This window comes from Acinetobacter sp. WCHAc010052, assembly GCF_002165295.2.
GTDB classification, from domain to species: domain Bacteria; phylum Pseudomonadota; class Gammaproteobacteria; order Pseudomonadales; family Moraxellaceae; genus Acinetobacter; species Acinetobacter chinensis.
In genome coordinates this window covers 2730303-2743427 of record NZ_CP032143.1, presented here as the reverse complement: position 1 = coordinate 2743427, position 13125 = coordinate 2730303, and the positions used below count along the sequence as shown (strand labels likewise).

The following is a 13125-nucleotide window of genomic DNA, read 5'->3' as shown; positions in this document are numbered from 1 at the left end:
CCGCGTACTCCCTTAAACATGACTGCCTTTGTAGCCCGTTAAATTTGGCGTGACAAAGCGTAAAAGAGATTTATGGTCAAAGCCTTGTTCTGCCAGTGTTTTGGAGAAATCAGCATTCAGTGTTTCGCGGTTTAAAGTAAATTGCACCGTTGACCAGTCAATTTCTGCAAATTCAGGATGCTGGCTGAATCCACCTGCGATTTGCTGATCAATCAATTCCTGTAAAGTTTGTTGTGGTGACACTACAAAAGCATGTGCTGAACAAAAAAGGGTGTGATGATCCCAACCAATAAATAACAGCATGTTATCGCCATAATTTTTTTGTTGATCAAGGGCTTCAAATTGATAATTGTCCTGGATTGCTTGTACTGGCATGAGAATACTCCTAAATTCCTTGAGCGAAGCTATGCTGTGTATTCACTTTTGAATGGCTGACACAGCAATGAACTTCATCTTTAATTCCTTATGATGCTTATGCACCTTTCCATTTTTTCCAGCGTTCCTGGTCTGGTGAACCTTCAATATCTAAATTGTCCGCACCAACATTAAAGTTGTAATAGTCACGTAAAATCGTTTCTAAGTCTGGACCACCACAGTTGCCTTGCAGGATCTGGTTCACTGGTAACCATGCCTGGATGTATTTCTCAGGTTCACGTTCGAAAATGTCATGACAACCATCTGAACAGGTGTGATAACGTTCACCTTTATAAATGCTGTCACGGTAACTGAACATGGTTGGGTCGCCATCCATTTCCGTAAAGGTCATTGGAATCTGACAGATCTGACACAATTGTGGTAAGCCGTTGCTGTAGAAACGTTTGCCTTCAGCTTCTAATTTACGTGCCAGTTCCCATTTTGGACGGTAGTATTTATCGAAGGTGTCAGGGTATTTCGCAGATAACCAATCCATTTCTTCATCAGTTGGAATCCACGTATGGAAGCCTGCCGCATGACCGAAGTTATAGAAAATCCACCATGCTTGATGCGAAACGTGTTCTTTCTCTTTTTCAATCACTTCTGAGTATTTCGGCATGCGGATACCGTAACGGCTCAAGTCTTTGAATAATGCACCGCCTGCTTCTTCAAAATAAGTTTCCCATGCTTCTTTCCAGGACATCACTTTATTCGGAAGCATGTAATCCATCATCATGCCGACGATAGAGAGTAGGCGAGTACCACGCCAGAACCATTTATCAATCCATTCCTGAACGATTGGTACGTTATCTTCATGTTGCTCAAGTAGGAATTTGACAATTTCCAGACCGAGTGTCATGTGACGTGCTTCATCAGACTGTGCTGAGAAACCAAAGGTCACGGTTGCCATATCGCCGTTATAAGCCGCACCTGACATGAAAGGAACAAACAATAAGTTGGTCAATACATATTCAAAGGCAAAGCTGATCGCCAGTAAAAACTCAAATGGACCTGCTGAACGTGCATCTTCAAAGAATGATTTAGGTACTGACAAGTACCATACACGGTCATGCATGTGTGACCAGTCCTGGAAGCCATCAAAGAATTTGTTGTAATGGCTCATGGCATGGATCTGGGTTTGCACATGACGCAATTCATCAATAGATTGCATCTGTGAAGCAATACGTGCACCGATCCCGCTAAACTGGCGACCTACATGGGCATAACCTTGATATGCTTGATACTCCAAAGGAGTAACTGCAGTTAAAAACAGTTTAATGGCATTTAAATAGCGTTCATTGGAAACATTCATTTGCCCATTGTTCTGTGCAAAAGCATCGAAAATGGCATAGAGTTTTTTCTCTTTCTCAGCCTGATATTTCCAATATGAATCCATAGTTAAACGGAACGGATCTTCCCATTTTGACCAATCGGTAATTTTAATGCCTTCAAATTCCTCATAAGGAAAGGCATCTTTACGATCTGCATAGGAAAAGTCCCAATCCAGATCACGGGTCAGCATGCGATAGCGGTCTTTGGCATTCAGCTTTTTAGTTGCGGTTTTAGTCGCTGTTTTTGTATTTTTAACATCAGTATTCATTTTGATCATCCTGTTCAATCATTGAAATGCTTTGTTTTAAGGCTATTTAGTTCCATTTCAGGGTAAAGGTGTCATCGTCTTCATCGACATTGCCACCCAGCGTGATCATATTCAGTTGTAACTCTTGAATATCCCAATCTTGTCCGAGTTTTTCAGACACCGTTTCTGCACGAATGATCAAGCCAGTTGTGCTTTCAACACGGATCATGGCAGGTAAATATTGAATCGTCGCATCGGGATTATCTTGTTCAATCGCTTCGATGATGTAGCGAGAGGTATCGTTGTCTTGTAGTGCTAAATAAACTTTTGAAGTCATGGTGCAATTCCTTATGCAATATTAAATATCAGCTAAACCCGCTTTTTTGCTACGCTCTGCGATCAGTGCAACGGCTTGTTCAATATTGCTATCGCCTAAAGCAAGACCTGCCCATGCGCTAAATGCTTCTTGAACTTGTGGTAATAGTTCAGCAATCCAGCCTTGAATCAGGGCTTTATTTTCCTCAGATTCAGCAATGGCAAGTTTGAATACTGGATCAGACCATTTACGTAAATCGACTAAACAGTCCTGCATAAATTCAGTCAGCATTGCGACATCACGTGCACCATTTTCCACTAAGTATTGATCAAACTGTCCATAGACAAGGCTTTGAATACAGCTATCGATCAATAGGTTTTGCAGTACATAGAGCTTGAACCAGTCTTGCTCAGTCAGACTTTGTTCGCATAATTTACGAAGCGGTTGCCAAGCTGCATCATTCATCCAAGCCTCTTTGGCTTGTTGTAAAGATTCACCTGTATTGCCATCCAGTGCCAAGCCAATACGTGAAATGTATTGCGCCATACCAAGACGATCCATTGCCGCAAAAATACAGGCTTGGGTAATGACTGTGCCATAACCATAGGCACTGCCTGACATCATGTGAAGATTTGCCGTTTGCTCGACATAGCGAAATGGCAGTAAGCCGGTGATGATTTTTTGCTTCACGTCTTCGCTGATATTTTCAACCAAGAACCGTTTTTCAAAGAAGGCATAATTGCTTTCAGCGGTATCCTGTAAACGTGCGCGATGCTGTACATAAGCGCCGTAGTAGAATTGACGCGGGTCTTTAAACACATACCAGTCCTGCATCTGTAAGGCAGTATGGGTTTTATCATTCAAGGTCTTATCAGGCTTCCATAAAGGACGATAATGGAAATTGGTCGTTGCTTGAATATCAAAGCTGACTTCCTGGTAACGTGTTGCAGGTTTACTACCAAAACGGCGCTCAATATAGGCATAGGTCTGGCGAATAGGCTCGACACTGGAAGTTTTAATTTCTAAAGTCATCATAATCTCCTTATGGAATTAGCCCAGATCTTCTTGATCTGAATGTTTTAAAGCGGGGTTGAGCACAGTCGGTTCTACGCCATAACGCCATTTATCTTCCTGTGCGTCATTCCATGCTTGCTGTTCTTCTGTCATTTCTACGACCTGATTTATTTCACAAAAATGCTGAAAAGCTTCCTGAGGTAGAACCAGTTCGACAAATAAAGTTGGATCGTGAATCGCAAAATCGAATTCAACAAATCGGGCATCACGATCACCTGTAATACGAATGTATTTGGTGAGTTGCTGTTGTTGTTGGTTCATAACGAACGTCCTTCTGTTTTTGGCACTGACATCATGTCGGTGACGCAACCTTGCGTTTGTGATGTATATTCCAAAAAGCGTGCCATCTTTTTAATTTATATATTTTTCAAATGCTTACTATTTTTGAGCGAAATCCAGATTAATTTGATCAGGCTAATTTCATCATTTGATGAATAGATGTATCTGAGATTTTCATGTTTTGATGAAAATGAATGAATAAACTTTGAGTAGTGCTGTTTAAAAATATGGAATTTTTTTAATTTTTACTTAAAAATGTATATTTATAATGAACTGATTTATAAAGGTATAATTTTAATATACTTAAAAGGTATGTAAATATGAGAATAAGGTAGTCTACCCAGGGTTTGTGAATTAGGTAAGATCAATATTGCATTCACAAAGACATATAGCCAAGGACGGACAGTATGCCCAAAGCCAAAGATGTGAAGGTCTATAAGCAGATCCTGGAACAGAATAAAGATATTCAGGATTTACTCGATAAAATTATTTTTGATACTGAGCATGGACAGATATGGTTTGATGAAAACCGTATGTTGCTGATGCATACCAGTATTCTGGGTTATTTGCGCAAAGATCTTTTTAATATGCTTGGCTTAGAACGTACCAAACACTTTTTTATCCGTTGTGGTTACCAGGCGGGGATGCGAGATGCCGAGGTCACTTCAAAACTGCGTCCAAATCTCAATGAAGCAGAAGCCTTTATGGCAGGTCCTCAGATGCATGGCATTCGAGGTATGGTGCAAGTGGATGTGAATGAACTGCATTTAAGTCATGATCAAAAAGAGTTCTATGCAGATTTCAACTGGCTGAATTCTTTTGAAGCCGAAGTGCATTTAAGTGAATTTGGTGCATCGGAGGAACCAGCCTGTTGGATGCTTTTAGGCTATGCCTGTGGGTATAGCAGCTTTGTGATGGGACAGACCATTATTTATCAGGAGACCCACTGTGTTGCTAAAGGAGATGAGCATTGCCGAATTATTGGTAAGCCGTTAAGTGAATGGGAAAATTCAGATGAATTAATCCGCTTTATGTCGCCAGATCCTGTGTCGGATGAAATTATTGCCTTACAGGCTGAGTTAAATGAATTAAAGAAAAATATTTATACCGAAGCTGAAAGTGACTACACCATGTTTGCTGCTGTTGGGGAATCAGTGGCGTATCGAAAGGTTTGTGATTTACTCAAAAAAGCTGCAGGCAGTAAAGTTGCTGTACTTTTACAGGGTGAAACTGGCGTTGGTAAGGAAGCTTTTGCACGTGGTGTACATGAAGGGAGCCAACGAAAGGCAGAACCTTTTGTTGCAGTCAACTGCGCCTGTATTCCACCAGATTTAATTGAAGCCGAATTATTTGGGGTGGAAAAAGGGGCTTTCACAGGTGCATCCCAGACTCGTATTGGTAAGTTTGAGCGTGCGCATCGCGGTACGATTTTTCTTGATGAAGTGATAGAGCTGTCTCCACGGGCACAGGCAGCATTGTTGCGAATGTTGCAGGAAGGAGAATTTGAACGTGTCGGTGATCAACAGACAAGGAAAGTTGATGTCCGGATTGTTGCTGCAACCAATGAAGATTTAGAACAAGCGGTGAAGCATGGTAAATTCCGTGCTGACTTATATTATCGTTTAAATATTTTCCCAGTAATGATTCCGCCATTGCGTGAGCGCCGTGAGGATATTCCTTTATTAATCAGTCATTTTTTAGCACGTTTTGAAAATATGTATGATAAAACCTTAAAAGGTTTGAGTGATAAAGCTAAAAATTTTGTGATGAAATATGAGTGGCCAGGGAATATTCGGGAGCTGGAAAACTTACTGGAAAGGGCGACTTTACTGACAGATCATCAACAGGAAATCAAATTAGACAGTTTATTTCCACAGCTTAAAGAACAGGATGTTGTGGCTCAGCCAGCAAATAGTTTTACCAATGTCGAAGATTTATTTACTGAAGATTTTTCTTTAGAACAACTTGAACAAAAAATTATTCGTACTGCGATGCTTAAAAGTCGCGAAAATGTATCTGAAGCTGCCCGAATGATGGGCATCAGTCGGGCAACTTTAGAGTATAGGTTAAAGAAAATGATGGATGCTCAGAGAAACTGAAATTTTAATTTCAATCAGCTTTGATATATAAATATTTAAAAGCCGAATTTCCCCCAAAGTATTAAAATTTAACAGATAACTTAGATATGTGGTTGACCGGATTCTGTAAATTTATTTAATACAGCCTTAAAATAGGAAGAATATATTTTTAAGAAAGTGATGTTTTTAATATTAATTAATCATTAAAGTGTTATGTTTTAAAAGTTCGTCTAATTTTTTTAATGATTTTTTATTTATAGTAATTATTTTTAGAATAAATCATACCTATAAAAAGAGCACCCCTAAAGTGCTCTTTTAATTTGAAAAGTATAAAGAGGATATTTCAACCCGCTTTTTTATTGATATCTGTCTGGAAATTTTCCGCACCATAGCGGAAACTGGCTCCCCTGTGCTGATTATTCAGCAGATCTCCCTGACCAAACAGTTTTTCACGTAAGGTTCCAGGTTGATATTCCTTCTGATAGACACCTCGTTTCTGCAGTTCAGGTACAATATAGTCCACGACATCTTCAAAAGTCTGGTGCGCAAGTATATAAGCCAGATTGAAACCATCAACTCCTGTTTCTGCTGACCATTCCTGAAGTCGGTCTGCAACCGTTGCAGGGGAACCCACAATAACAGGACCATTGCCACCTACACTGATAAACTGAGCGATTTCTTCGATAGTCCAGACTTTATCAGGATCTGCTTTTACATAAGAATTCAGCATGGACTGAATCGCTTCCGTCTGGATATATTCGACTTTATCTGTTGCATTGAACTTTGAAAAATCCACACCTGACCAACCCGAAGCCAGTGTCAGCCCGCCGTGGTAACTTCCATATTGCTGATACTCTGCAAATTTTTTATGTGCCAGTTCATCTGTTTTATCGGTAACAATGGAAATCAGTGTATAAATCAGTACGGAAGACGGATCACGTCCTTCTTCGGTCAGCTTAGTGCGTAAACTCTGAACCAGTTTTTTTACAGCTGCTTTGGTCGGAGCTGAAATAAAGACGCATTCAGCATTCTGACTGGCAAAGCTTTGCCCACGGGAAGATGCTCCAGCCTGATAGAGAACCGGCGTTCGTTGGGGGGATGGTTCACAGATGTGAATCCCAGGAACACTGAAGTATTTTCCTTCATGCTGTATCGGATGGACTTTGTTGTGATCGGTATAGATACCACGTGCTTTATCATTCAGCACAGCATCCTGCTCCCATGAGCCTTCCCAGAGTTTATACAGAACTTCAAGGTATTCATCCGCTATATCGTAACGGTTGTCATGGCTGACCTGTGTTTTCAGCCCCAGATTTCTGGAACCGCTTTCAAGGTAAGAGGTCACAATATTCCATCCCGCACGACCTTTGGTTAAATGATCCAGCGTACTCATACGGCGGGCAAATGGATAAGGATGTTCAAATGAAATGGATGTCGTGACCCCGAATCCAAGATGTTCTGTGACCGCTGCCATGGCTGGAACAATCTGCAAAGGATCATTGACAGGCACCTGTACTGCACCATTTAACGCATGTTGAGCGGACTGATGATAGACATCATAAATGCCCAGTACATCCGCTATAAAAATACCGTCAAATTTTCCACGTTCCAGTATTTTTGCCAGATCAGTCCAGTAGTCGAGGTTTTTATATTCTGTGGAACGGTCCTCAGGATGCCGCCATAGACCAGGCGACTGATGAGCAATACAGTTCATTTCAAAAGCATTGAACCGAATTTGTTTTGTCATAATAAACCATAAAATTGAATTAACTTTTAAATACCAGCATAAAATTAAAACAGTATTTTTCTTAATAATTAAATCAAATGTTTTATGCGGTTTTTCTTTTATGCAGATTTTAAGAATTTTATTTTAAATCTGATGATAATAATTTTTATTCTGGTGAAAAGCTTTTCTGATTATTTTATTAATAATTTTTATTGAGTGGTGGTAGCGTAAATTAAATAACGAAAAACGGTAAGTATAAATGACAGCAAAAATTGAAATTCAACTGGCAGATGCAGAAAGCATCCCTAAAGATTTTTATCTTCAGGAGCAGGCAGCCCATATTATTCAGTCAGATGCAGAAGCGATTGAAGCAGCACATCGTCTGGCTGAGGAGTTTTCCAAAGAAGCATCCATACGTGATCATGAACGTCGTTTGCCTTTAAAGGAAATTCACAGTTATTCAGCTTCAGGATTATGGGGAATTACCATTCCAAAGGCTTTTGGTGGTGCGGGTGTCAGTTATAAGACACTGGCGGAAGTGGTCAAAATTATTTCCAGTGCAGACTCCTCGCTGGGGCAGATTGCTCAGAATCACTGGGCGTTTATTGAACATATCCGTCTGGATGCAACTCAGGAACAGCAGGCATTCTTTTTTGAAAAAGTGTTAAGCGGTCAGCGTTTCGGAAATGCATTTTCTGAAAAAGGTTCAAAGACTGTTGCAGATCTGACGACTCAGATTGAGTTTAAAGATGGGCATGCTGTGATTAATGGTCAGAAGTTTTTTGCAACCGGTGCTTTGCTTGCTCACTGGATTCCTGTTGTGGCAGTAGATCACGAAGGTAAACCGTATGCTGCACTTTTACCTCAGCACAGTCCTGGCTTAAGCATCATCAATGACTGGAGTGGTTTTGGACAGAGAACCACCACGAGTGGAACCGTATTACTGGATCATGTTCAGGTAGACTCTCAGTATGTTGTTCCTATTTTTAAAGCATTTCAGCGCCCAACGGCAGCGGGTGCCGTTTCCCAGTTCATTCAGGCAGCGGTGGATGCAGGTATTGCCCGTGGTGCCATTCAGGAAACCATTGGTTATGTTCGTGAGTTTGCCCGTCCGTGGATTGATTCAGGACTGAATAAAGCAACAGAAGATCCTTATACCATTGCCAGTATTGGTGAATTAAAAATTAAATTAAGAGCAGCAGAAGCGGTACTCGATCTGGCAGGGGAAGCAATTGACCGTGCACTGGACAATCCATCTGAGGAAAGTGTATCTGAAGCAACACTGCTGACGGCAGAAGCCAAAGTCCTGACGACTGAAATTGCGTTACTGGCAGCAAATAAACTGTTTGAACTGTCCGGAACACGCTCGACGCTGTCTGAGCTGAATCTTGACCGTCACTGGCGAAATGCCCGAACCCACACTTTGCATGATCCTGTGCGCTGGAAACTGAATATTGTGGGGAACTATTATCTGAATGATGTGCCTCCACCACGTCATCCGTGGAGCTGAACAGGAGATTGATCATGACAGTTCAAAATAATAAGCATCTGGAGCAACTCGTGACTGCTGTAAATTATGAAGAGGTCGCTCAGAAATTCCGTCCTGTTTTTCAGAAAATTGCTGAGGGAGCACTGGATCGGGAAAAAAACCGAAGTTTGCCGTTTGAAGCGATTCAGTGGCTGAAACAGGCGGGACTGGGGGCAGTCCGTGTCCCTGTGCAATACGGCGGGGCAGGTCTGTCACAGCAGCAGTTGTTTCAGTTGCTTATAGAGCTTGCAACGGCAGATTCAAATGTTGTTCAGGCACTGCGTGGGCACTTTGCCTTTGTTGAAGACCGTCTGAATGCACATCGGGATCAGTCTCAGGAGCACTGGTTCAAACGCTTTGTCAAAGGTGACCTGGTGGGCAATGCCTGGACAGAAACAGGGAAAATTGAAATTGGGCAGGTTGGTACCCGAATCACTCAGAATACCCGTGGTGAACTGGTGGTCAATGGTGAGAAGTTTTATTCAACGGGGACAATTTTTGCAGACTGGGTTGATCTTTTTGTACTGGATGAAACGACAGGTGAGCATGCGATTGCAGCCATTTCAACCGAGCACAAAGGGGTCAATGTTGCAGATGACTGGGATGGATTTGGGCAGAAAACAACAGGCAGCGGTACTTTAAAAATAGACAATGTCAGTATCAGCCGTGACCATATTTTGCCTTTTGATCAGCGTTTCAGATATCAGACCGCATTTTACCAGGAGGTGCATCTGGTGACCCTGGCAGGAATTGCACAGGCAGCGGTGGAGACTTTCAGTGAAGAAGTCCGCCAGCGTACCCGGATTTTCAGTCATGGAAATGCAGAACTTGTACGGAATGACCCTCAGATTTTACAGGTGATCGGTAAAGCATCGGCACAGGCTTATGCAGCAAAATCGGTTGCACTGAATGTCGCTGAGACACTCGATGAGGCATTTCTCAGTCATTTTCAGAATGATGAGTCAGTGGAACTCAAAGCCAATGATCAGGCAGAACTTGAGTCTTCTCAGGGGCAGGTGGTACTAGCAGAACTGGTGCAGACTCTGACCACAGAACTGTTTAATGCTTTAAGTGCATCAGCAAGTACAACAGCGAAGCAGCTGGATCGGTTCTGGCGTAACGCCCGCGTGGTGTCTTCGCACAATCCTGTAATTTACAAACAGAAAGTGATTGGTGATTTTGTGGTGAACGGTCATGCCTTGCCCTATGTCTGGCAGATTGGAAACAGTCCCTCTGTAAAAGAAAAGGAGAAAGCTGCATAAAACGGATAGGTGGATGAAATCATGACCCATGACGAGCCGTGATGAATTAATTCTATACAACAGTTTAGACCAGGTGTGCAGACACCTGGTTTTTTTATTGATCTCTGAAAATGACTGATTTAAAAAATAAACGAAGCAGGATACTGCTCAAAACAGAGATATGAACGGCAATTTTGCTCCCGATCAGTGACTAAAGTTGTAGAAAAAAAGCAGAGCATTGCCTTTTTATTCAACAGGCTTTTGTTAAATTAAAATACTAATCATGAAAATATTCATCGCAAAATTGATATTTAAGGAAAAAATTCAAAATCCATGTGATTTTAAGTTTAAACTATTTTATTAAATATCAATATCTTGGTTTTATTCTTGCTGTTGGCATAGTTCTTGTAAAGCATAAGGGTGATGATTTTTTTCGTCTTTATGGAATTTTTTGCAAAGGACTTTTTGTATGAATAATAAAATTTTGGATGTGGCTATTTTAGGTTCGGGTTTTGGCGGTCTGGGGATGGCAACCCGCCTGAAAGACAAAGGAATTGAAAACTTTCAGATCTTTGAAAAGTCGGCTGAACTGGGCGGCGTATGGCGTGACAACATTTATCCTGGTGCTGCCTGTGATACGGAAGCACATCTCTACTGTTTCAGTTATTTTCCAAATTTACGGGTCAGCCGTATGTATGCAGGACAGCAGGAACTGCTGGATTACCTAAACCGTTTTGCTGACCATTTTCATCTTAGAGAAAAAATTCAGTTCAGTTCAGAAATTATTCATGCTGCCTGGAACAACGCTGAACAGCTCTGGAATCTGCAGATCAAAGACAAAGGGCTGATTAAAGCAAAGGTATTTGTACCGGCATGGGGACAGTTAAATAAAGCGGTCATTCCTCAGTTTAAAGGACTGGAAAATTTTAAAGGGCAGTATTTCCATTCAGCAGAATGGGATACAGCGGTTGATCTAAAAGGGAAGAAAGTAGTCAGTATTGGCAGTGCGGCAAGTGCTGTGCAATATATTCCTGAAGTTGCTGTGGAAGCGGATCATTTAACCGTGTTTCAGCGCAGTGCCAACTGGATTATGCCAAGAAACCAGGTTGTCTTTACTGAAGCTCAGCTGGACGAATTTGAACAGCAGCCTGAGAAGTTTTTTGACAGCCGAAACTATCTGCATAATTTCCGTGAAAATGGTTTTGACCGGACTCAGCAGGGCACAGATGCTCAGAAAGAAGGGATTCGGGTTGCCCTGGAACATCTGCATAAGCACGTCCAGGATGAAGAACTTCGCCAGAAACTGACACCGGATTATGAGTTTGGCTGTAAGCGTATTTTACGTACCGATGATTATTATCCTGCACTTACCCGTGAAAATGTTTCACTGGTGACCGATGCCATTGCTGAAATAACAGCGCAGGGCATTCAGACCGCTATGGGTGAGTTTATTGAAGCAGATGTCATTATTTTTGGTACAGGTTTTGCCAGTCAGAACTTTAATGGAGAACTGGATATTGTGGGTGCGGCAGACACCACACTGTCTGAGGCATGGCAGGATGGCGCTGCGGCATATATCGGTCTAACTGTTCCTTCATTCTGCAATATGTTCCTGGTGTATGGTCCAAATACCAACCTGAACCATAACTCCATTGTATCCATGCTTGAGATTCAGCATCAGTACATTGCTGACTCCGTTGAATATATTCTGGAAAATAATGCTTCACTGGATGTAAAACAGCAGGTCTTTGAAGAATATAACGAAGATATTCAGGCCCGTATGGCAGGCTCGGCATTTTCTTCAGACTGCTCCAGCTGGTATAAAAATGCCGCTGGCAAGGTCATTAACAACTGGCCTTTAAACGTCGAAACATACCGTCATTATACCGTTTTCAATGCAGATGATTTCAGCCAGAGCAATACCGCAGCAAAGAGTGAGTGTGCTTATGAAGCCTGAACTGCATCCTGATGCACAGCCTGTCATTGATGCTTTTCTTGCCAGTGGAGGAAAGTCTTTTGAGCAGGTTGGAGACATCAGTACTTTAAGAAGCGGGTACGAAACCAACTGTGGTCTGGCCGCCATGCAGGGGCTTGAACATATTCAGTCCAGAGACATTACTGCTGAATGGCAGAGCGAGCCTGTTCACTTAAGACTGTATGACGAAATGCTGGATGCTGACGCACGTCCTGTTGTGGTGTTTTTACATGGCGGTGGCTGGGTGATCGGTAATCTGAACACACATGACTCCATTTGCCGAAAAATTGCAGTACATGCAGCTTGCAGAGTGATTGCAGTCAATTACCGACTGGCGCCAGAGCATAAATTTCCAGTCCCGCTCAATGACTGCAAGGTTGCACTCGATTACATCGTTCAGCATGCAGAACAGCTGGGGCTAAATGTCCATCAGATGATCTTTGCCGGAGACAGTGCGGGTGCAAATATGGCGGCTTTACTTGGGCAAAATTTCAGTCAGCAGTATGGATTTGCACTGAAAGCTCAGGTGTTGCTGTATCCAGTTGTAGGTGTCTGCACTCAGACACAAAGTTATGCGCAGTACCAGTCGGGCTTCCCTCTGGTACAGAGCACAATGCTGTGGTTTTTCGATGCACTGTTCAACCAGCCGGAAGAATATGCGCAGATTTCATTGCTGAATCAGCCTTTTCTGAAAGCCAATGGCGATATTTTCCTGTTAACCCTTGAACATGATCCTTTAAGGGATGAGGCATTGCTGTATCTGGAAAAGGCACTGCAGCACGGGCTGAATGTGGAATATCACCATTTGAGTGGGCTGATGCACGGCATTTTTACAATTGCAGGGAAGTTACCGGTTGCTGAGCAATATCTGGAAAGAGCAGCTCAGTTTATTGCCGGAAAATTTAAAGAATAAGG

General features: G+C 42.1%; 11 protein-coding genes. 5 read left to right on the top strand and 6 right to left on the bottom strand.

Annotation, left to right across the window (positions count from 1 at the left end; genetic code table 11):
* Positions 1-12: 12 nt before the first annotated feature.
* From CDG61_RS13420 to CDG61_RS13400, 5 genes are all read right to left on the bottom strand, one after another.
* On the bottom strand, positions 13-375 hold the full coding sequence (locus CDG61_RS13420) for a phenol hydroxylase subunit P4 (protein ID WP_087549521.1): 363 nt from the start codon (positions 373-375) through the stop codon (positions 13-15).
* 97 nt (positions 376-472) lie between these two features.
* Entirely contained in the window at positions 473-2014 is a 1542-nt protein-coding gene (locus CDG61_RS13415) for an aromatic/alkene/methane monooxygenase hydroxylase/oxygenase subunit alpha (RefSeq protein ID WP_087549520.1), read from the bottom strand.
* A gap of 46 nt (positions 2015-2060) precedes the next feature.
* Positions 2061-2330: an MmoB/DmpM family protein gene (locus CDG61_RS13410; protein ID WP_087549519.1), complete on the bottom strand. Its 270-nt coding sequence runs from the start codon at positions 2328-2330 to the stop codon at positions 2061-2063.
* A gap of 21 nt (positions 2331-2351) precedes the next feature.
* The gene (locus CDG61_RS13405; protein WP_087549518.1) at positions 2352-3341 is read right to left on the bottom strand and encodes an aromatic/alkene monooxygenase hydroxylase subunit beta; all 990 of its coding nucleotides are present in this window, start codon (positions 3339-3341) and stop codon (positions 2352-2354) included.
* 18 nt (positions 3342-3359) lie between these two features.
* Positions 3360-3644 (bottom strand): phenol hydroxylase subunit, encoded by a 285-nt coding sequence (locus CDG61_RS13400; protein WP_087549517.1) that lies wholly within the window; start codon positions 3642-3644, stop codon positions 3360-3362.
* A gap of 425 nt (positions 3645-4069) precedes the next feature.
* Between CDG61_RS13400 and mobR the strand changes: the two genes are divergently transcribed.
* On the top strand, positions 4070-5761 hold the full coding sequence (gene mobR, locus CDG61_RS13395; RefSeq protein WP_087549516.1) for a phenol degradation transcriptional regulator MobR: 1692 nt from the start codon (positions 4070-4072) through the stop codon (positions 5759-5761).
* Between the two features lie 322 nt (positions 5762-6083).
* Here the strand turns inward: mobR and CDG61_RS13390 are convergent, their stop codons facing one another.
* On the bottom strand, positions 6084-7487 hold the full coding sequence (locus CDG61_RS13390) for an LLM class flavin-dependent oxidoreductase (protein ID WP_087549515.1): 1404 nt from the start codon (positions 7485-7487) through the stop codon (positions 6084-6086).
* A gap of 256 nt (positions 7488-7743) precedes the next feature.
* Between CDG61_RS13390 and CDG61_RS13385 the strand changes: the two genes are divergently transcribed.
* From CDG61_RS13385 to CDG61_RS13370, 4 genes are all read left to right on the top strand, one after another.
* Entirely contained in the window at positions 7744-8976 is a 1233-nt protein-coding gene (locus CDG61_RS13385) for an SfnB family sulfur acquisition oxidoreductase (protein WP_416240718.1), read from the top strand.
* Positions 8977-8990: 14 nt separating this feature from the next.
* Positions 8991-10256 (top strand): acyl-CoA dehydrogenase family protein, encoded by a 1266-nt coding sequence (locus tag CDG61_RS13380; protein WP_087549513.1) that lies wholly within the window; start codon positions 8991-8993, stop codon positions 10254-10256.
* 448 nt (positions 10257-10704) lie between these two features.
* Positions 10705-12192: a flavin-containing monooxygenase gene (locus tag CDG61_RS13375; RefSeq protein ID WP_087549512.1), complete on the top strand. Its 1488-nt coding sequence runs from the start codon at positions 10705-10707 to the stop codon at positions 12190-12192.
* On the top strand, positions 12182-13123 hold the full coding sequence (locus CDG61_RS13370) for an alpha/beta hydrolase (protein WP_171405607.1): 942 nt from the start codon (positions 12182-12184) through the stop codon (positions 13121-13123). The genes CDG61_RS13375 and CDG61_RS13370 overlap by 11 nt, the downstream gene beginning before the upstream one ends.
* The last annotated feature ends 2 nt before the right edge of the window (positions 13124-13125 follow it).

What these genes read in the sequence shown, in the direction of transcription:
- CDG61_RS13420 (WP_087549521.1), bottom strand. Translation starts at nt 375, where the DNA reads ATGCCAGTACAAGCAATCCAGGACAATTATCAATTTGAAGCCCTTGAT.
- CDG61_RS13415 (WP_087549520.1), bottom strand. Translation starts at nt 2,014, where the DNA reads ATGAATACTGATGTTAAAAATACAAAAACAGCGACTAAAACCGCAACT.
- CDG61_RS13410 (WP_087549519.1), bottom strand. Translation starts at nt 2,330, where the DNA reads ATGACTTCAAAAGTTTATTTAGCACTACAAGACAACGATACCTCTCGC.
- CDG61_RS13405 (WP_087549518.1), bottom strand. Translation starts at nt 3,341, where the DNA reads ATGACTTTAGAAATTAAAACTTCCAGTGTCGAGCCTATTCGCCAGACC.
- CDG61_RS13400 (WP_087549517.1), bottom strand. Translation starts at nt 3,644, where the DNA reads ATGAACCAACAACAACAGCAACTCACCAAATACATTCGTATTACAGGT.
- mobR (WP_087549516.1), top strand. Translation starts at nt 4,070, where the DNA reads ATGCCCAAAGCCAAAGATGTGAAGGTCTATAAGCAGATCCTGGAACAG.
- CDG61_RS13390 (WP_087549515.1), bottom strand. Translation starts at nt 7,487, where the DNA reads ATGACAAAACAAATTCGGTTCAATGCTTTTGAAATGAACTGTATTGCT.
- CDG61_RS13380 (WP_087549513.1), top strand. Translation starts at nt 8,991, where the DNA reads ATGACAGTTCAAAATAATAAGCATCTGGAGCAACTCGTGACTGCTGTA.
- CDG61_RS13375 (WP_087549512.1), top strand. Translation starts at nt 10,705, where the DNA reads ATGAATAATAAAATTTTGGATGTGGCTATTTTAGGTTCGGGTTTTGGC.
- CDG61_RS13370 (WP_171405607.1), top strand. Translation starts at nt 12,182, where the DNA reads ATGAAGCCTGAACTGCATCCTGATGCACAGCCTGTCATTGATGCTTTT.